Consider the following 19112-nt stretch of genomic DNA (forward strand, 5'->3'; position numbering starts at 1 on the left):
CGTCAACTCCCGGTCAGTGCCGCTCCGGTCGACCGGCCATGCTGGCCACCCTCCGGGTCGGCGGAATAGTCGGACACATAGTCCGTGTCCGCGCTGCGCTCCGCCTTCGGGCCGCCCAGCGCCACCACGGCCTTCTCCACCGACAGGGCGAAGAAGCTGGCGTCGGCCAACGCCTGGAAGGGCCGCCCGTTCAGGCTCAGGCGGCGCCACTCGTCCTCGTCGGCCGCGACCGACAGCATGTAGCGCGCCAGCCCCTCCGGGTTGTCCGGCTCCACGATGTGGCCGTTCAACCCGCTGCGGATCAGCACGTCGCGCGCCCCGCACTGGTCGGACAGGATGGTCGGAACGCCCATGGCGAGGGCCTCGTTCACCACCAGACCGAACTGCTCCTCCAGCGACGGCAGAAGCAGGCAGAGCGTGGACCCCAGCGTCTCGGCGATCCCCTTCTCCTGGAGGAAGCCGCGGAAGACGATCGACCCGTCCAGCCCGCGCCGCGTGACCTCTGCCCGCAGCTCCGCCTCCAGCGGACCGGAGCCGCAAAGGTGGAGCGGCCGGGCGGCGGGACCGGCGAGCCGCCGGTAAATGTCATAGGCTTCGACCGCCCGGAACAAGTTCTTCTTCGGGACGAAGCGCGCGATGATGGTGAAGTGGCGGTCGGCGAAGGGTACTCCCCCAGGGGCCGGTTCCATCCCGGACAGGCGGCGGATGCGGTCCAGCGACAGCGTGTCGTACCCGATGTAGAGCCGGTCCTTCGGGAGTCCCAGCAGACGGAAGTAATCCACCGTGCGGTGACTGCCGCCGATCCCCGCCTGATAGGGGGAGTAGAAGACGCTCTTGACCATTTCGCGCCACAGGATGCGCGGCTTGTCGTCGTATTTGGACGCGTTCATGTTGATGACCTTGCGGCCCATCAGCCGCATGGTCAGGGCGAGCGCGAAGACGTCCGGATCCTCGTAATGGCAGAGGAAGACATAGCGCGCGTCGGCGTTGCGGCATTCGCGCAGCAGGGCGCGGTAGACTGCCGCCTTCGACAGATCGGCCTTCGACTGTCCGGGGAACAGGGTGATCTTGCGGAAATTCTGCCCGGTCCCGGTCGAATCCCAGGCATAGGTGTGCGACTTCGACCCGACCTCCAGCCCGATCACGTCATAGACGTGACCCAGCCGGCGGCCGACCGCTTCCAGCCGGTCCATGTGGTAGGGGCCGAACATCTCCCAACTGAAGACCAGCGCGGGCTTCTTCATGCTGCCTCTCCCAACAGAAGGCGGGCGTAGCGGTCGAGCGCCACGGCGCGCGTGGCGTTCGCCTCCACCCAGGCGCGGCCGCGGCGGCCCATGGCGGTGGCGCGGGCGGGGTCCGACAACAGGGCGGCCACCGCCTCGGCCATCGCGCGCGGCTCCTCCGGCGGGGTGCACAGGAAGGCGCCGACCTGGGCCTCCAGCGTGGCGAGCGCCGACCCCGGCAGGCAGGTGCTGACGAAGGGCCGCCCGGCGGCGAGGATGGTCACCGCCTTGCCGGGCATGGCGAAGGCCGCACCCTCGGGCCGCTGCGGCACGAGATGGACATCGCCCTCCGCCATCGCCTCGTTCAGCTGGTCCTTCGGCGCCAGCGGCTGGAAGATCACGTTGCCGAGCCCCATGGCGCGGGCGCGGCCCTTCAGCTCCTCCTCCAGCCCGCCCTGGCCGCGCATCTTGATGCGGGCCTGCGGCATCAGCTCGGCCAGATGGCCCGCCATGTCCAGCACCTGCTCCAGCCCCTGCTTGCGGGCGAAGGCGCCGCTGTAGAGCGCCGTCGGCGGCTGGTCGGGGCGCGGCAGCGGGTGGACCGCGTCGGCATCGACATGGGGCGGGATCACATGGATCGGCCGGGTGACGCCCAGCTCCTCCAGCACGCCGCGCATCGGCTCCGACAGGACGACGATGGCGTCGGCGCGGTTCAGCGCCGCGCGCTCCATGGCGCGGATCGCCTTGACCGCCGCCTTGCCGCCCATGCCCAGGGCACCGGCGAGGCCGGACTGGATGTCGTGGACGATGGCGACGTGGCGGCCGCCCGGCGCCTTGAAGCGGTTGGCGATGGCCACCGACAGGATCGACGGGCAGAGCGACAGCACGGCGGCGTGGCGTCCGACCCGGCCGCGGGCGCGGGCGGCGGCGAAGCCGGCATGCAGCACGCCCTCGTGGATCAGCCGGGCCTTCATGCCGCCGCCGGCCGGCGGGATGGTGTGCAGGCGCTCGATCAGCACCCCGTCCACCGTCCTGCTGTCCTGCGCCCCGTCGGCGTAGCCGTCATAGACCTTGTTGCCGGGATAGTTGGGACGCGCGGTCAGCACCGTTGTCTCGGCCCCGGCCGCCGCGAAGGCGGTGGCGAGGTCGGTCATCATCGGCGCGCTGCCGGCCGGTTCCGGCCAATAGCTCTGCGCCACGAGCAGCAGTTCTTCCGGCACGGGCACCTCCGTCAGGGAAGGCGTGCCCGCTGAAGCCTTGGAAGCCGGCCGGTCGAAGACCGGCGGCCGCAGATGGATGGAATCGTCCGGCATCGGGCTTTACTCCGCTGCCTGCTTGGGGGCTTGGCGACGGTCCGGAGCGGCATTCTCCAGGAACCAGTCGTATGTGCGGCGCAGCCCCTCCTCCAGCGACACCTTCGGGCGCCAGCCGGTGGCGAACAGGCGCGACACGTCCATCAGCTTGCGCGGGTGGCCGTCGGGCTTGCTCAGGTCGTGGGTCAGCGTGCCGGTGTAGCCGACGGTGTCACGGATCGACGCGGCAAGCTCGGCGATGGCGATGTCCTCACCGGGGCCGACATTGATGATCTCCCCGCTGTCGTAATGGTCCATCAGATGGATGCAGGCATCCGCCATGTCGTCGACATAGAGGAACTCGCGCCGCGGCGTGCCGGTGCCCCACAGGGTGACTGTCCGGTCGCCCGCCACCTTGGCGTCGTGGAAGCGCCGGATCATGCCCGGCAGCGCATGCGAGGTCTCGGGCTCGAAATGGTCGCCGGGGCCGTACAGGTTGGACGGCATCGCGCAGATGGCGTTGAAGCCGTACTGGCGCCGGTAGGCCTGGCACATGGTGATGCCGGCGATCTTGGCGACGGCGTAGGGCTTGTTACTCGGCTCCATCTCGCCGGTCAGCAGCGCCTCTTCCTTGATCGGCTGCTCGGCATGCTTGGGATAGAGGCAGGAGGATCCCAGGAACAGCAGCTTTTTCACGCCGGCGCGCCAGGCGGCGTCGATGACGTTGTTCTGGATCAGCAGGTTGTCGCGGATGAAGTCGCCGCCGAAGCGGTCGTTGGCAAGGATGCCGCCCACCTTCGCCGCGGCCAGGATCACCTGTTCGATGCCCTCGCGGTCGAAGAAGGCGCGCACCGCCGCCTGATCGGTCAGGTCGAGCTGCGAGCGGTCGCGGATCACGAGGTCGGTGTGTCCGGCTTCGGTCAGCCGCCGCAGAATGGCGGATCCGACGAGTCCCCGGTGTCCGGCGACGAAGATGCGGCTGTTGCGGTCCATGCGGGCCGTCTCCTTAAGATCTTGTGCGAACGAATGCCTCATCGGCCGTCCTCCCCGCGAAGGCGGGAGTCCGCGTTCGCAGGGACGACGGGTGGGAGCGCGACCGCCGGTCACGCCCCCCCTGATGACGCCCTACTCCGCCGCTTGCCCCATGCGCCCCAGGTCCGCACGCGCGCGCTCGGCATACCACTCGACCACGCCGGGCAGGCCGGCGGAGAGCGGGATGCGCGGGGTGAAGCCCAGCGCGGTCAGCTTGGCGATGTCGGGGCTGCGGCGGTCGGTGCCGCCGGGGGCGGCCGGGCCGGGCATCACCTGGGCCTCGCGGCCGAGGCAGGCGACCGTCTGGCGGGCGAGGTCGGCGATGGTGACCTCCTCCGGGTTGCCGACATGGTAGATGCCGAGATGCTCGCCCTTGTCGACCACCGTCACGATGCCGTCGATGGCGTCGTCGATGTGGACGAAGGCGCGGGTCTGGCGGCCGTCGCCCTGGATCTTGAAGGGCACCGTGCCGTTTGGATGGCCGGCGATGGCCTCCACCGCGCGGCGGGAGAATTCCGGCACCACATGCTCCCAGCCCATGTCGGCGCCGTAGACGTTGTGCGGACGGAAGATCGCCACGCGGTCGAAGCCGCTGCGGCCCCAGTTGACGGCCAGCAGCTCCGAGATCAGCTTGGAGCCGCCGTAGCTGTAGCGGGCGTTCAGCACGTCCGGCACCACCAGCGGCACGTCCTCCGGCGTCGGCACCATCGGCGGGGTCTGGTAGGCCTCCGAGGAGGAGGCGACGACCAGATCGCCCACGCCGTCGGCGCGGCAGGCGTCGAGCACGTTCAGCATGCCGCGCACGCCGACATCCAGCACCACTTCGGGCTTCTCGTAGAAATGCTTGGTCCCGTTGACGGCGGCCAGATGCAGCACGCCGTCGACACCCCGCACCGCACCGCGCACGGCGTCGGCGTCGCGGATGTCGCCCTGGACGAACTCCACGTCGTCGAGCACGCCGGCCAGCCGTCCGGTATGCCCGCGCGAATTGTCGTCCAGAACGCGGACGCGGTGGCCATCACGGACCAGACGGTGGACCAGGGCGGCGCCGATGAAGCCGCTGCCGCCGGTGACGAGATAGTGTTTCATGTCAGTCAAATTCCTTCTGCGGCCAGCCCGTGGCAGGCCCGGATAGCGTCAGGCCACATGCGCGTAGCGGGCGGCGCCATGGCTGCCGAGAGCCACGTAGGCGGTGCCGTCCGGCAGGTCGACATCGCGGCTGTTGAAGTTGTTCCAGAAATCGTAGATCACGCCCGGACGGTCCATCCGATGCGCCAGATCCGGCAGCGGCATGGAGGTGAAGACCGGGTGGTTGTTGAGGATCACCGCCAGATTGGCGCCGGACACCGCCTCGGCCATGTTGGCCGCCGGCTCCAGCCCGAAGGAGCGGATGTCGTCGGGGCGCACCACGGCGTCGAAGCCGCGCAGGCGGGCGGTCGGGAAGCGCTGGCGCAGCTCCTCCAGCACCGGCTTGGCCATCGTGCCGCGCAGATCGTCGGTCGCCGGACGGCCCTTGAAGGCGAGGCCCATCAGGCTGATGGTCGGCACCTCCGGGAAGCCCTGCATCGAGTTGGCGAGCTTGCCGAGGAAGTCGGCGACCTCGACCGGCTGGCTTTCGTTGACCAGACGGCCGGCGGCGGTGATCGCCATCTCCACGCCGACCTCGCGCGCCGCCTCGATCAGGATATGGGGATCCTTCTCCAGGCAGGGACCGCCGACCGGGCCGGGCAGCGGCAGGTTGGTGCGCGGATAGCCCAGCTTGCCGGCGCGCGCCACCTCGACCGCCGAGATCTCCATGGCGTTGCACAGCTTGGCGATCTCGTTGGAGAAGGCGAAGGTGACGTCGCGGTAGGTGTTGTCGACCAGCTTGATCAGCTCCGCCGTCTCCAGGGTGGAGACCTTGACGGTGGTCGGCGTCAGGAAGCCGAAGATCTGCGCCGCACGGGTGGCGACGTCCAGGCTCTCCGCCCCGATGATCTGCGGCAGCTGGTTCAGCTCCAGCAGCGCCTGGCCCTCCAGGGTGCGCTCCGGGCAGAAGGCGATGTCGAACTTCTTGCCGGTGGCACGCAGGATCGGCGCCACGACGTTGCGGGTGGTGCCCAGCTTCACGGTGGAGCGCAGGATGACCAGGTCGCCGTCATGCAGGCTGCCGGCGACCTGACGGGTCGCCGCCTCGATCATGTCGGTGCGGACCCGGCCGTCCTTGCTGAGCGGCGTGCCGACCGTGATGATGAAGACGCTGGCCTTGCTGCAATCCTCCTGGCTGCGGCTGAAGGTCAGCCGGCCGCGTGCGATGACGTGGCGCAGCTTCTCCGTCAGGCCCGGCTCATGGAAGTGCGGGTTGCCCTGGCCGAGCTTGTCGAGCACGTCCTGCCGCACCTCGACCCCGTGCACCTGGAAGCCGGCGTCCGCCATCGCGACCGCCAGCGTCAGGCCGACATAGCCGAGCCCGAGGACGCAGACGTTACGATCGGAAAAAGTCTTGGGAAGCATCGTCGCTCCTGCCGTTTGCTGAGGCCCCGCCACCGGCGGCGGGTTGCCGAGAGTTTGGAGACGCCCCGCGTGCCATGCCCTGTTGCCAAGCATGCAGACGGAGAAACCTCGAAATTCGAAATTGTTTTCTTGTTGTGACTTCGCCGTGACGATGAAGTACCTCGTTACCGGCGTTGTGCAGCGCGAAGTGTTTCAGAAATCACCGTCCGATGAAAAGACCATGATTGCAGATCTCCGCCGTATTAATGGTACTAACCCCCGTCGCGGCCAAATGAATGCTTGGAGGCACCAACAGAGACGTTCGAAAGTGGTGCAATAGGTGCATTCCGTTCCTGCTGCCGGTATCCTTCGACCCGGCCTTGCAGAATTGAGGGTTGAACCATCCATCCAGCCACGGCCCGCCCCTCTCAGGCCGTGGCGCTGGTCAGCCGCCGCAACCGTTTCAGGTGGACCAGTCCGGTCAGCACGGCCATCGCCGCATAGACCGCGACCATCGCCACGCTGCCGGCGACGAAATGCACCAGCGCCGGCATCCGGTCGAACAGCGGGGCGGCGAAACTGTCGAGCGCGAGCGCCGCGGCGATGGACGCACCGGCGCACAGCAGGGCCCGCGCGGCGATCCCGCCATACAGCTCCCCGACCGTCTGCCGGTGGATCCAGGCGATGGCGACGGTGGCGGCCAGTTCCGCGGTGAAGGTCGCCATCGCGGCGCCCTCGATGCCGTAGCGGGGGATCCACCAGATGTTCAGCAGGGCGTTCAGCGCACCGCCCGACAGCATCGCGACCATGTAGCCGGTCTGGCGGTGCCAGACGAGCAGCGGGTTGCCCAGGATCATGTTGGCGTAGACCACCGCTGAGGCCAGCATCAGCAGGCGCAGCGCCAGCGTCGCCGGGGCGTAGGCGTCGCCGAACAGCGTGCCGAGGATGGACGGCGCCAGGGCGAAGCCCCCAGCGATGACCAGCCCGCCGACCGCCAGCATGACGCCGGCATAGGCCCGCATCCGGTCGCGCATCGGCCCGAGCTCGCCATAGGCGGCGGCCAGCTGCGGCAGGAAGGCGTTCATCACGATGTTGCCGACCAGATTGGCCAGGGTCTGGATCTTCACCGCCGCGCTGTACCAGCCGACCTCCATATGCGGGGCCAGGAAGCCCAGCATCACGACGTCCAGATGGGTGAAGATCGCCCAGGCGAAGACGCCGACCGCCATCGGCGTCGCCGCCGTCAGGATCTCGCGCCACACCTTCAGGTCGACCCGCGGGCGCAGGTGGCCGAAGTCACGGCGGAAGCGGCCGATCATCACCAGCGCGTTGACGGTGATGGAACCGCCGGTGATGGCGGCTGCGGTGATGGCGTCCTCAGGCCCACGCACCAGCAGGAAGACGAGAAGCATCGAGCCGATGGAGGTGCCTATCTCGCGCGTGGCGATCACCCCCATCTTCTCGGTCGCCTGGTAAACAAAGTCGAGGACCAGAGCGTTCCCCAGCAACTGCACCGCCTGCACCAGAAGAACCGCCTTCACCTCCATCGGTTTGTCCAGCGAGAGGACGAAGGCCGCATAGAGAACGCCGACCACCAGGGCCAGCACGGTGCGCAGGGTCAGCACATGTTCCGACAGTTCGGCCGCCCGCTCGCGGTGGTCGTCCTGCTCGCGGTTTCTCGCGATCTCACGGATGGCGTAGGTGGACAGGCCCATGTTCACGAACAGCGCCGCATAGGCCATCAGCGAGGTGCCGAAGCCCAGCACGCCGAAACTGTCCGGTCCCAGAACCCGCGCAGTCCAGGCCGCGGTGACCAGCCCGCTCGCCATCGTCGCCGCTTTCGCGGCGGCAAGGGCGCGGATGTTCCGGAAGATGCGGTGTCCAGCGGACATTCATGGGCTCTTCGGTGGTTGAAGACATCGTGACGGACTGCGCAAAAGATCCTCGGCCGGCTTTCGGCCGGCCGAGGAGCCTTGTCGTCAGTTCGCGTAGTAGCGGCGGTAGCCATGGTAGCGCCCGCTGTCGGGGAACTCGTACTGGGCATGGCGCCGGGTATCGACCTGACTGAACAGGACGCCGACCACCTCGCCGCCGGCCTCGATCACCTCCTTGAGCCCGGCCATCGCGGTGCCGCGCTTGGTCATGCCCCAGCGGACGATGAAGACGGTCTGGTCGGCGAGCGCCGCCAGCAGCTTGCCCTCCGACACCGCCAGCACTGGCGGCGAATCCAGCACGATGCGGTCGTAGTTGACCGACAGACGCGACAGCAGCTGATGCATGCCGGACGAGCCCAGCGTGTCCTGCGGCAGCGTGCGGCCATGACCGGCGGGGATGACGTGCAGGCCGGTGCGCGGGTCGACCTGGATCACCTCCTCCAGCGTCGCGGTGCCGGCCAGCACCTCGGCCAGACCGCGGTTGTTGGGCATGCCCAGCATCTCGTGCAGGCTCTTCCGCCGCAGGTCGCAGTCGACCAGGATCGTCCGCTGGCCGGCGTTGGCGCAGGTGCGGGCGAAGGCGGCGGCGACGGAGCTCTTGCCCTCGCCGGGGACGGAGGAGCTGAACAGGATCACCCGGTGCCGCCCGTCCGGATTGGCGAGCAGCAGCGAGGTGCGCAGGTTCTGCATCGATTCCGCGAAGGCGGAGATCGGCTTGTCCACCACATAGGCGGCCGGCGAGCCGCCGAAACGCGGGATGCGCGGCACGATGCCGAGGCTGCGGACGCCGGTTGCCGTCTCGAACTGGTGCGGGCTGCGGAAGCCGCTCTCGGCCCGTTCGCGCAGCATGGCCAGCAGCACGCCCAGCGTGCCCGACGCCACCAGCGCCAGCAGCAGGATCAGCTTGCGGTTCGGCTGCGACGGGTCGAGCGGGATCGAGGCCTCCGACACGATGCGGGCGTCGGGCTGGCGCATGTCGTTCTGCGTCGCGATCTGCTGCGAGCGGGTCAGCAGCGCCTCGTACATCGACTGGGCGGTGGTGGCGTCGCGCTCCAGCGTGCGCAGGCCGACGGTCGCCTGCTGCTGCTCGTTCTGCTTGGCCTCGGCCTGGTCCAGGCTGGCCTTCAGCCCCTGCTCGCGGCCCTTCGCCAACTCCACCTCGTTGCTGAGGTTGGAGACGATCTTGCCGACATCGGACTTGATCTGGCCTTGCAGGTCGCGCAGCTGGCTCTGCAGCGCCTGCAGCATCGGGTGCTTGCTACCATAGCGGTTGGTGGCGTCGGCGATCTGGCGCTGCAGATCGACCTCGCGCTCGCGCAGGGCTTGGATCAGCGGCGAGCCCATGACATCGCCGACCGCCGAGGCGCCGCGCGGCGAATTCGCCATGGCGGTGACGTCGCGCAGCTTGGTCTCCGCCTCCTGCCGCTTGGTGCGGGCCAGGATATAGTCGGCGTTCAGCTGGCTCAGCTGCTGGCCGACCACCGTGCTCTCGTTGTTGGACGAGGTGGTCAGGCCATGCTGGGTCCGGTACTTCTCCACCGCGTCGCCGCTGGTCTGCGCTTCCCGGCGCAGGTCGGTCAGCCGTTCCTCCAGCCATTGGGTGGCGCGCTTGGACGCCTTGAACTTCTCGTCGAGCTGGTCGACCAGATAGAGGTCGGCCATGGTGTTGGCGATCAGCGACGATTTGCGCGGATCCTCGCTGTCGAAGCTGACGGCGATGACATAGGAGCGCCCCTGCGGACGCACCGACGTGTTGTCGAGCACGGCATTGACCACGGAGGTCAGGTGGTTGCGCTCGATCTCCTCCGGCGACAGCGGCACGCCGCTGGACGCCTTCCAGCTGTCGGGGATCCAGTTGCGCGGGTTCAGAGCGGACACCCATCCGGGGGGCGGCGGACGCAGCGAGGCATTGAACTCCGGATCGTTCATCAGCTTGAGCTTCGCCACCACCTTTTCGGCGAAGGCCGGCGACTTCAGGATCGCGACCTCGCTCTGCAGCGCGCTGATGTCGGGGGTCATGTCGGACACCACCCCCTCGAAGTTGAGGACGGTGTTCTTGCGGTGCTCCACCATGATGAGCGTTTCGGCGGTGTAGAGCGGCGTCATCCGGAAGGCGACCAGGGCCGCCAACCCGGTGCCGACCACGATAACCGTACCGATCAGCAGCTTGTGCCGGCGCAACAACCCCGTGGTCCGGCGCACCGCGCTGGCGGCGCTGGCCGACAGATCGTACGAAATGCCGGGCGACATGGACCCGGGGCCCCGCCGAGACTTCAGGGGTGTTGCGTCGGGGATGTTCCTGAAGTTCCTGGGTGGCCAAAGGGTCCTCCTCGCGTAACGACCAGAAAGCGCGGCCATAGGACCATCCGTTTGCCCGATCCTTCCTTCCGGGCAGCGGATGCTGTCCGGTGGGCAGGCTCGGCGGTTCGTCCGATTGGCTGAAACGCAGTGTTAGTCCAGCCGTTGCATCGGCCATCCAGTGCATGCGGCGAGCAATGGGCGCGCAGTGGGTAGCCTTCCTGACCCTGTTGCAGTGCAGTATGAACCGTCGATGCAGGTCGGGGGATAATGGGGGTTACCCGGAAGGACAGGTTGCCAGACGTTCGATCGCACCGGCCGGCCTGCGGGCAAACCCGTGATTTTTCCTGGTGCTGACGACGCTGTGACCGGTTGCGAGGACCCATCCCGGCAACGCCGGACACACGGCGACGTTCCGCGCCGGAACAGTTCCGCGCCGTTCCGGCTGCCGTTGTCACACTTTCCCGACGATTTTAGAGGGTGAGGCCCAAAGGCGGATAATGCCGGAAACCGGGCGCCGGGCCGCGATGTCCTGTGCCGGACCGCCGGCACAGGACAGACCGAATTCCCGATTCCGACTTGCGGCAAATTGTTCTGCACACGCATTTTTATGATGTAATGGATACTATAAAAGGTATAGGGTTCCTATGTCTTTTGGACGGAGACTGCGTCATGCCATACCGTCAGGAATCCGCTACCGTCAGCGCGATCAGGCTGATCCGCGACCATAGCCGTGAGTGCCACAATCTCCCTGCCCGGGAGGTGCTGCTCCGGGTCGAACGGCGCATGATCGAATTTCTTGAAGACGGCTCTGCCCAGCCGATGCGCAATTGACGCCCGGCTGGCGACGGGGCGGTCCATCGCGTCCCGATCACCGACAAGCCGCTTGCCGGACGCTATGCCCGGCTTTGCCAGCGTGACGGATCACGGCTGGTATGGGCACAGGCAATCATGAAGACGGCAGCCGCTTCCACGCGGAAATAAAGCGCATAGGGGAAACGGCGGACCAAGGCCCGGCGGGAGTTGGTATGAACCAACGGGAACTGAAACGGGCTCTGCCCGATCCGCATCACTGCCGTCGACTGCGGCAAAGAAGCGGTCGCCCAGACCGAAGGCGCGGCTGTCGTACCAAGCCTGGGCGTCACGCAGGTCCGTCTCCGCTTCGGGCAGAAAGAAAAACCGGGAGGCTCACGCGTCGCGCTGCCTCACTCTGGCGCGCACCGTCTCCCATGGAACCGCATGTGCGCTGGTCTCGGAGAAGCTGGAGTTGCGCCGGTCGAGTTCGGCCCTCATGCCTGCCGTCAGCGGAATGTCGGCGTCTTTGAGGCTATCCAGCAATTCCTCCGCCAGCTTCAGGCGCTCCTGCGGCGAAAGATGACTGAAGTCGATCCCGGGCATGGCTTTGTCTCTCCTGTGCATCTTGAAGATGGCACTGCCCAACAAGCCTGTCGAGGATAGCCGGGGCGATCTCTCCCCATGCCTCCAACACGAACGGCAAGAACGGCAAGCACCGCTACCCGACATGCGAACGGCCCGCTCCCGATCCGGGGCGGGCCGTTCGCATGTTCGACCTGAACCGTGCCGGCTCAGGCGCGGGGCGCGTGCTTGTTCAAGATTCGCTGGAGCGTGCGGCGGTGCATCTTCAGGCGGCGCGCCGTTTCCGACACGTTGCGGTCGCACTGTTCGAAGACGCGCTGGATGTGTTCCCAGCGGACGCGGTCGGCCGACATCGGGTTTTCCGGCGGCTGGGGCAGCGGGCGGCCGTCGGCCAGCAATGCTGATTCCACCGCGTCGGCGTCGGCCGGCTTCGGCAGGTAATCGACGGCGCCGGCCTTCACCGCGGCGACGGCGGTGGCGATGTTGCCGTAGCCGGTCAGCATGACGACACGGGCGTCGGGACGGGCATCGCGCAGGGCGGATACCACGTCCAGCCCGTTGCCGTCGCCCAGACGCAGGTCGACCACCGCGAAGGCGGGGGCCGATTCCTGCGCCACCTCGATGCCGAGCTGGACGCTGTCGACCGCGACGACGTTGAAGCCGCGCTTCTCCATGGCGCGGGCCAGCCGCGTGCGGAAGGGGGCGTCGTCGTCGACGATCAGGAGGCTGCGGGTGACGTCGCCAGTGAAGGTCAGTTTGACGGCATCGCCCGACAGCAGGTCATCGGATGTTTTGAGGGTGTCCACCGTGAAACCTCATTTCTTGGCGTTGATGGTCTTCCAGCGCACGGAAATCCGCGCGCCGGTTCCGCCCTGATTGGAGTGCCCGCCGGCGACCTGATCAGCGGGCGGCGTGCCGTCCGGCGGATTGTTTGTATAGCGCACGGTCGCGCCGGTCTTCTCCAGCAGCGTCTGCGCGATGAAAATGCCGAGGCCCATATGCCCGCCGCCCGCCTGCCCCTTGGGGCCGGAGCGCTCGCCGCGCACCGACAGGTACGGCTCGCCGATGCGGCCCAGCAGATGGGACGGGAAGCCCGGGCCGTCGTCCATCACCGTGATGGTGACGGAGCAGCCGTCCCAGGCGGCGGCGACCGTCACCTTGTGGCGGGCGAACTGGTGGGCGTTCTGGATGAAGTTGCCGATGCCGTGGATGATCTCCGGGCTGCGGCGCAGGAAGGGCTCCTCCGCCTCGCCGACCGGGTGCGGTTCCACGGCGAAGTCGATGTGGCCGAGACGGTGCGGGGCGGCGGCGGCCTCGATCAGCGCGGTCAGCGGCAGCCGTTCGAACGGGTCGCCGCCATCGGCCTCCGGCTTGCGCGCCAGATCGGCCAGGATCTCGCGGCAGCGCATCACCTGGCTTTGCAGAAGCTCGACATCCTCGCCATAGGGGCTGTCCGGCGGCAGGTCGCGCGCCAGCTCCTTCGCCACCACGGCGATGGTGCCGAGCGGCGAGCCCAGCTCGTGCGCGGCGGCGGCGGCGAGCGCGCCGAGCGCGCCCAGCCGCTGTTCGCGGGCAAGCGCCACCTGCGAGGCGGCGAGCGCGTCGGCGAAGCGCCGCGCCTCCGCGGCGACGCGGAAGACGTAGCCGGCGATGAAGACCGACGACACCGTCAGCGACAGCCAGACGCCAAAGGCATAGAGCGGCGCCATCGAGCGCACCGGCTCCTCCCACGGCAGCGGGAAGTGCCAGAGGGCAAGTGCCGTCAGGCAGATAAGGTTCAGCCCGGTCAGCAGCACCGTGCTGTAGCGCGACAGGATGGCCGCACCCACGGTCATCGGCGCCAGCAGCAGGATGGCGAAGGGGTTGCTCAACCCGCCGGTGAGATAGAGCAGCAGCGTCAGCTGCAGCATGTCGTAGCTGAGATACAGCGCCGCGTCGCGGTCGGCCAGCCGCAGCCGGCCGCCGCGCTGGGTCATCGCCACCACGTTCAGCAGGGCCGACGCGCTGATGGCGGCCAGCACCGGCCCCAGCGGCAGCGGGAAACCCAGCCCGAGATTGACGAAGGTCACCGCGGCCAACTGCCCGAGCACCGCGACCCAGCGGATCAGGATCAGCGTGCGCAGGGTGATGCGGCCGTCGGGCTGCGCCCAGTGCGGCGGCGCCGGGGAGGCCGGGAGCGGTGCGGTCAGCGCGCTGGCGAGCGTCACCATGATCCTTGTCCCGATGCTTGTCGCAATCCCTGTCCCTGGGCCGCATGCCCCTGGCGGTTGCGGCGCGTGCCGCCATATTCTGTGCCCATGACCGAACGACCCATCCCACAGCAGCAGCCGGCCACCCCCGCCATTGCCCAGGCCATTGCCCCCGCCATCCGGGCGGAGGGGCTGACCAAGCGCTTCCCCACCCCGGACGGGCGGGACGTCACGGCGGTCGACGCCATCGGCTTCACCGTGCCGCGCGGCAGCGTCACCGGCCTTCTCGGCGGCAACGGCGCGGGCAAGACGACGACCATCTCGATGCTGCTGGGGCTGTTGCTGCCGACGGCCGGGACAGTGGAGATCCTGGGCGTCGACATGGCTCGCCATCGGCATGCCGTGCTTCCGCGCATGAACTTCTCCTCCCCCTACGTCGAGCTGCCCCATCGGCTGACGGTGCGGGAGAACCTTACCGTCTATGCCCACCTCTACGGTTTGACATGCGTCAAAAAGCGCGTCCAAGAATTGGCCGAGCATCTTGACCTGTCGCGTTTTCTGGATCGGCCGTCGGGCGGACTGTCGGCAGGGCAGAAAACCCGCGTGGCGCTGGCCAAGGCCTTGCTGAACGACCCGGAGCTTCTGCTGCTGGACGAACCGACGGCGTCGCTCGATCCCGACACCGCCGACTGGATCCGCACATATCTCGAACGCTACCGGCTGCGCACCGGCGCCGCCATCCTGCTGGCCTCCCACAACATGCTGGAGGTGGAACGGCTGTGCGACAGCGTGCTGATGATGCGGCAGGGGCGGATCGTCGACCGCGGCGCGCCGTCGGCGCTGCTCGCCCGCTATGGCCGCCAGACGCTGGAGGAGGTTTTCCTCGACATCGCCCGCGCCTCCGACGACCGCATCCCGACCGGGGAGACCGCCGATGCCGCCGAATGACTTGGTGATTCCGCGCGCGGACTTCTCGCTGCGCCGGGTCGGCGCCATGGTGCTGCGCTACTGGTACCTGCTGCGCGGGTCCTGGCCGCGCATCCTGGAACTGGCCTACTGGCCGACCATGCAGATGATCCTGTGGGGCTACATCAACCAGTTCATGGCCTCATCCAGCGGCGGCGGCAGCGGCTGGGTGGCGCAGGGCGCCGGCGTGCTGGTCAGCGCGGTTCTGCTGTGGGACGTGCTGTTCCGCGGCCAGCTCGGCGTCTCCATCTCCTTCCTTGAGGAAATGTGGTCGCGCAACCTCGGCCATCTGTTCGTCAGTCCGCTCCGCCCCGGCGAGTGGGTGACGGCGTTGATGACCATGAGCCTGCTGCGCACCCTGATCGGCGTGCTGCCGGCGGCGGGGCTGGCGATCCCCTTCTTCGGCTATTCGGTCTTCGCGCTCGGCCTGCCGCTCGCCGCCTTCTTCGCCAACCTGATCGTGCTGGGTTGGTCGCTGGGGCTGCTGATCGTGGCGCTGATCCTGCGCTATGGCATGGGGGCGGAAGGGCTGGCCTGGATCGTCGTCTTCATGCTGGCCCCGGTCAGCGCGGTCTATTACCCGGTGTCTGTCCTGCCGGCCTGGCTCCAGCCGGTGGCACTCGCCCTGCCGTCCGCCCATGTGTTCGAGGGCATGCGGGCGCTGGTGTTCGACGGCACGCTGCGCTGGGACCATCTGGCCTGGGCGGTCGGGCTGAACGCGGTCTACATGGCGGGCGGCATCGCCGTGTTCCTCTACGCCTTCCATCGGGCGCGGGTGCGCGGTGCCTTGCTGCAAACGGGAGAATAGCGGCTAAAGTGTCGGCCCCACGTCGTCAGCCGCACCGGAGACCGCCGCCATGACCCCGCCCACCGCCGCCGGCCCTGCCACCCCCGACCTGTTCGACCGGCTCGTCGCCGGGGCGCAGCCGGACTGGACGGCCTATGTCGACCATGCCTTCGTGCGCGGGATGGGCGACGGCACGCTGCCGCAGGAGTGCTTCCGCCATTATCTGGTGCAGGATTACCTGTTCCTGATCCATTTCGCCCGCGCCTATGCGCTCGCCATCTACAAGGGCCGCGACCTGCGCGAGATGCGGGCTTCGCTGAACGGGCTGAAGGCGATCCTCGACATGGAGATGGACCTGCATGTCGGCCTGTGCGCCGGCTGGGGCCTGCCGGCCGCCGAACTGGAGCAGGCGGCGGAGTCCAAGGCGACGATGGCCTACACCCGCTATGTGCTGGAAACCGGCTTGCGCGGCGACCTGCTGGACCTGCATGTGGCACTCAGCCCCTGCATCATCGGCTATGCCGAGATCGGCCGCCGGCTGGCGGCATTGCCGGGTGCGCTGATTGAGACCAACCCCTACCGCGTCTGGATCGCCGAATATGCCGGCGAGGCCTATCAGGAGGTGGCGCGGGCGGCGCGGGAGAATTTGGACCGGCTGGCCGCCGACGGCATGACCGAGGCGCGCTTTCCCCGGCTGCTGACCATCTTCCGGCAGGCGTCCCGGCTGGAAGCGGATTTCTGGGAAATGGGCATGACGCTGGCGGGATAGCCGGCTCAGGACTCATCCGCCACGACATCGCCGCCGGCCTCGTCAGGTCGCACCCCCGTGTAGATGGCGCGGGGACGGATCAGATGGTCCGTGGCCCGCTGCTCCATCGCCTGGGCGATCCAGCCGGCGGCGCGGCCGAGGGCGAACAGCGTGAAGGCCGCTCCCTCAGGCAACCCGAGATGCCGCCGCAGGACCACCAGGGCGATGTCGATCGACGGCGCCTGACCGGTCAGCCCTTCGGTGGCGCCCAGCAGGTCCGCCGCCACCGGGAAGTCCGGGAGAAGCCGGGCCAGCAGCGCCTTGGCGCGGACATCGCCGCTGGGATAGAGCGGATGTCCGAAACCCGGAATCCTCTCTCCCGCAGCCAGCCGCCGTTCGATCTGGGTTGCCACGGTCTCCCGTTCCGTCAGCCCCGCCCAGAAATGCTCGATCCGCGTGGTGGTCGAACCATGCCGGTGGCCGGATAAGGCGCAGAGTCCGCCAACGGCCGCCGCCCGCAGACTTGCCCCGGTCGAGGCGATGCAGCGCGCCGTGAAACTGGAGGCGTTCAGCTCATGATCGGCACACAGCACCAGCGCCATGCGGAGGAGATCGGCCCCCGCCTCGTCGAGCCCCCATGCGGTGGCCAACTGGCAGTGCAGCGGTGCAGCACTCGGCCGGCCGCGCAGGGCTGCCGCGAAGAGCAGGCGCAGCAGGTTGCCGCAATTTTCGAAGAACCGCCCATCGGTCGGCCGCCAGGACGCCGTCGCCTCGTCGGCCGATGCCGCCAGCAGCAGGGCGGGCAAGGCCTCCGCCGGCGAACTCGCCGCGCAATGAGGCAGCAGGGCGTCATAGCCGGGAAGGGCGACCGGCGGTTCCGGCGGGAAGGCGGTTTCCACCGCGCAGGCCCAGAACAGCGCCGCGGTCTCCTCCAGAGTCGCCGTGGCGGCCAGACGCACGGCGTCCTGTCCGCGGTAATAGAGCCGCCCGTGCCGGATCAGCGTGATCGCCGATTCCAGGACCGGCGCTCCCCAATCCAGTGTTGATTTGGCGACCTCCTTCGGCCGCCGGCCGCGTTTGCGCTCCACCCCCAGCCGTTCGACCTCATCGGCCAGATAACGGCTTTGCCGCGGGTCCGCCGCGGGATGGGCCTGCAACAGGCCGCGGCTGACATAGGCGTAGAGGGTCTGGCGGGACACTCCCAACCGTTTCGCCGCCTCTTCGGCGGACAGATAGACCGTCAGCGCGCCCGTCATGGTGCCCACCCGTCACATTGATCGAAACAATCAAGATTGACGATATAGCTGGCCCGCGATGGAGTGAAGCCGGAGCGGCCTGGAACCCGCTCTTCCGATGGAGAAAATCATGGCGCTGATGAACGGGGACTCCGGTTCCCCGCAACGCACGGCCCTTGCCGAAATCTGGCGGGCCGCCGGCGGCGACGACCGGCTGGTTGGCTCGGTCGTGCTTCGTGGCGAAGGGACTCTTCCCTCCGTCTTCGCGGTCAGTGCGCTGGCCACCGCCGCAACGGCCGCGGCCGGTCTGGCCGTCGCCGAATTCAAGGAAGCAGCCTTCGGCCACAACCCGTCCGTGACGGTCGACCAGCGTCTGGCCTCCCTGTGGTTCGGCACCTCCGTAAAGCCGTTGGGCTGGAGCCTGCCACCCGCCTGGGACCCGATCGCCGGCGACTACGAGGCCAGGGATGGCTGGATCCGCCTTCACACCAACGCCGTGCACCACCGCGATGCAGCCCTTCGCTGTCTCGGCGCACCGCCCGACCGCGATGCGGTGGCCGCCGCCGTCCGCCGCTGGGACGCCGACGGGTTGGAAAGCGCAGTCGTCGGCGAAGGCGGGTGCGCCGCGACGATGCGCGATCTCACATCCTGGCGAAGCCATCCGCAAGGACAGGCGGTCGCCCGGGAACCGCTGCTGTGGGTCGAGGCACAGGAGCCGGCCGACGCCGTCCATACTCCTGCCCGGCCCCCTGCCCGGCCGGAGCGTCCCCTGGCAGGCGTGAAGGTTCTGGACCTGACCCGCGTCCTCGCCGGACCGGCCGCCACGCGGTTCCTTGCCGGTTTCGGCGCCGAGGTGCTGCGGATCGACCCGCCTTGGTGGGACGAACCTGCCCTTCTGCCCGAGATGACGCTCGGCAAGCGCCGCGCCCGCTTCGACCTGCGCGACCCCGGCCAGCGGGCACGGTTCGCGGAATTGCTGTGCCAGGCCGACCTGCTGGTGCACGGCTATCGTGCCGATGCCCTCGACCGGCTGGGGCTCGACCTTCAAACCCGGCAGCGCATCCGCCCCGGCCTGATCGATGTGTCGCTGGATGCCTATGGCTGGACCGGCCCCTGGAGGAGCCGCCGGGGCTTCGACAGTCTGGTGCAGATGAGCGGCGGGATCGCCGCCGAAGGGATGCGCCGCGAGGGCGGCAACCGGCCCAGGCCCTTGCCGGTCCAGGCGCTCGACCATGCCGCCGGCTATCTTCTCGCCACCGCTGCGGTGCGCGGCCTGACCCGCCGGCTCGCGGACGGGCGGGGATCGAGCTGGCGCACATCCCTGGCCAGGGTCGGGACGCTGCTCACCGAACTGCCGTCCTCTGACGGCGGCCCGACCATGCCGCCCCTCGGCATGGAGGATTTCACGAACGATCCGGAAAATACGGCCTGGGGACCGGCCCTGCGCCTGAAGCCCGCCGTGACGGTCGAAGGATCGCCGGTCCGCTGGGAACGGCCGGCCGGACCGCTCGGCACGGACGAGGCGCGCTGGTAGGCCGGCAAGGCGGCGGGAGTTTCGG

The 19112-nt window shown here is 68.6% G+C and carries 16 protein-coding genes; 5 read left to right on the top strand and 11 right to left on the bottom strand.

The genetic code is table 11. The features are described from left to right. Positions 1-2: 2 nt before the first annotated feature. The 7 genes from ACWPN3_RS06380 to ACWPN3_RS06410 all read right to left on the bottom strand — a co-directional run bounded on the left by ACWPN3_RS06380 (position 3) and on the right by ACWPN3_RS06410 (position 10203). Positions 3-1244, bottom strand: a complete 1242-nt coding sequence (locus ACWPN3_RS06380) for a glycosyltransferase family 4 protein (RefSeq protein WP_109447290.1) — start codon at positions 1242-1244, stop codon at positions 3-5. After that, positions 1241-2536 carry a glycosyltransferase family 4 protein gene (locus ACWPN3_RS06385; RefSeq protein WP_109447292.1) on the bottom strand — a complete coding sequence of 432 codons (1296 nt, stop codon included), beginning with the start codon at positions 2534-2536 and terminating at the stop codon, positions 1241-1243. Before ACWPN3_RS06385 ends, ACWPN3_RS06380 begins: the two co-directional genes overlap by 4 nt. Positions 2537-2542: 6 nt before the next feature. After that, positions 2543-3508, bottom strand: coding sequence for a GDP-L-fucose synthase family protein (locus ACWPN3_RS06390; RefSeq protein WP_492243923.1), 966 nt, complete (start codon positions 3506-3508; stop codon positions 2543-2545). 132 nt (positions 3509-3640) lie between these two features. Next, positions 3641-4636 carry an NAD-dependent epimerase/dehydratase family protein gene (locus tag ACWPN3_RS06395; protein WP_109447296.1) on the bottom strand — a complete coding sequence of 332 codons (996 nt, stop codon included), beginning with the start codon at positions 4634-4636 and terminating at the stop codon, positions 3641-3643. Positions 4637-4684: 48 nt separating this feature from the next. After that, on the bottom strand, positions 4685-6040 hold the full coding sequence (locus ACWPN3_RS06400) for a nucleotide sugar dehydrogenase (protein WP_109447298.1): 1356 nt from the start codon (positions 6038-6040) through the stop codon (positions 4685-4687). Positions 6041-6447: 407 nt separating this feature from the next. After that, a complete protein-coding gene (locus ACWPN3_RS06405; protein WP_109447300.1) occupies positions 6448-7911 on the bottom strand; it encodes a flippase in 1464 nt (487 codons plus the stop codon). An 87-nt stretch (positions 7912-7998) separates the two neighbouring features. Beyond that, a complete protein-coding gene (locus ACWPN3_RS06410; protein ID WP_492243922.1) occupies positions 7999-10203 on the bottom strand; it encodes a GumC family protein in 2205 nt (734 codons plus the stop codon). A 720-nt stretch (positions 10204-10923) separates the two neighbouring features. Between ACWPN3_RS06410 and ACWPN3_RS06415 the strand changes: the two genes are divergently transcribed. Then, positions 10924-11085 carry a hypothetical protein gene (locus ACWPN3_RS06415; protein WP_492243921.1) on the top strand — a complete coding sequence of 54 codons (162 nt, stop codon included), beginning with the start codon at positions 10924-10926 and terminating at the stop codon, positions 11083-11085. Between the two features lie 354 nt (positions 11086-11439). On the opposite strand, the gene ACWPN3_RS06420 is transcribed toward ACWPN3_RS06415, so the two are convergent. The 3 genes from ACWPN3_RS06420 to ACWPN3_RS06430 all read right to left on the bottom strand — a co-directional run bounded on the left by ACWPN3_RS06420 (position 11440) and on the right by ACWPN3_RS06430 (position 13838). Continuing rightward, positions 11440-11649 (bottom strand): addiction module protein, encoded by a 210-nt coding sequence (locus ACWPN3_RS06420; RefSeq protein ID WP_492243920.1) that lies wholly within the window; start codon positions 11647-11649, stop codon positions 11440-11442. Positions 11650-11837: 188 nt separating this feature from the next. Continuing rightward, a complete protein-coding gene (locus tag ACWPN3_RS06425; RefSeq protein WP_492243919.1) occupies positions 11838-12434 on the bottom strand; it encodes an ActR/PrrA/RegA family redox response regulator transcription factor in 597 nt (198 codons plus the stop codon). A 9-nt stretch (positions 12435-12443) separates the two neighbouring features. Continuing rightward, positions 12444-13838: an ActS/PrrB/RegB family redox-sensitive histidine kinase gene (locus ACWPN3_RS06430; RefSeq protein WP_492243918.1), complete on the bottom strand. Its 1395-nt coding sequence runs from the start codon at positions 13836-13838 to the stop codon at positions 12444-12446. An 87-nt stretch (positions 13839-13925) separates the two neighbouring features. Between ACWPN3_RS06430 and ACWPN3_RS06435 the strand changes: the two genes are divergently transcribed. Genes ACWPN3_RS06435 through tenA form a run of 3 tightly spaced genes read left to right on the top strand, consistent with a single transcriptional unit; the run spans position 13926 to position 16339 of the window. Beyond that, entirely contained in the window at positions 13926-14765 is an 840-nt protein-coding gene (locus ACWPN3_RS06435; protein WP_247873033.1) for an ABC transporter ATP-binding protein, read from the top strand. Beyond that, on the top strand, positions 14752-15591 hold the full coding sequence (locus ACWPN3_RS06440) for an ABC transporter permease (protein WP_109447310.1): 840 nt from the start codon (positions 14752-14754) through the stop codon (positions 15589-15591). The genes ACWPN3_RS06435 and ACWPN3_RS06440 overlap by 14 nt, the downstream gene beginning before the upstream one ends. Positions 15592-15640: 49 nt before the next feature. Continuing rightward, positions 15641-16339, top strand: a complete 699-nt coding sequence (tenA, locus tag ACWPN3_RS06445) for a thiaminase II (protein WP_109447313.1) — start codon at positions 15641-15643, stop codon at positions 16337-16339. A gap of 5 nt (positions 16340-16344) precedes the next feature. Here the strand turns inward: tenA and ACWPN3_RS06450 are convergent, their stop codons facing one another. Continuing rightward, positions 16345-17574 (bottom strand): citrate/2-methylcitrate synthase, encoded by a 1230-nt coding sequence (locus ACWPN3_RS06450; protein ID WP_492243917.1) that lies wholly within the window; start codon positions 17572-17574, stop codon positions 16345-16347. Positions 17575-17683: 109 nt separating this feature from the next. Here ACWPN3_RS06450 and ACWPN3_RS06455 point away from each other — a divergent pair, with 109 nt between their 5' ends. Next, the gene (locus ACWPN3_RS06455) at positions 17684-19087 is read left to right on the top strand and encodes a CoA transferase (protein WP_492243916.1); all 1404 of its coding nucleotides are present in this window, start codon (positions 17684-17686) and stop codon (positions 19085-19087) included. Positions 19088-19112: the final 25 nt, after the last annotated feature.

This window comes from Azospirillum sp. UENF 111221 (genome assembly GCF_058780625.1).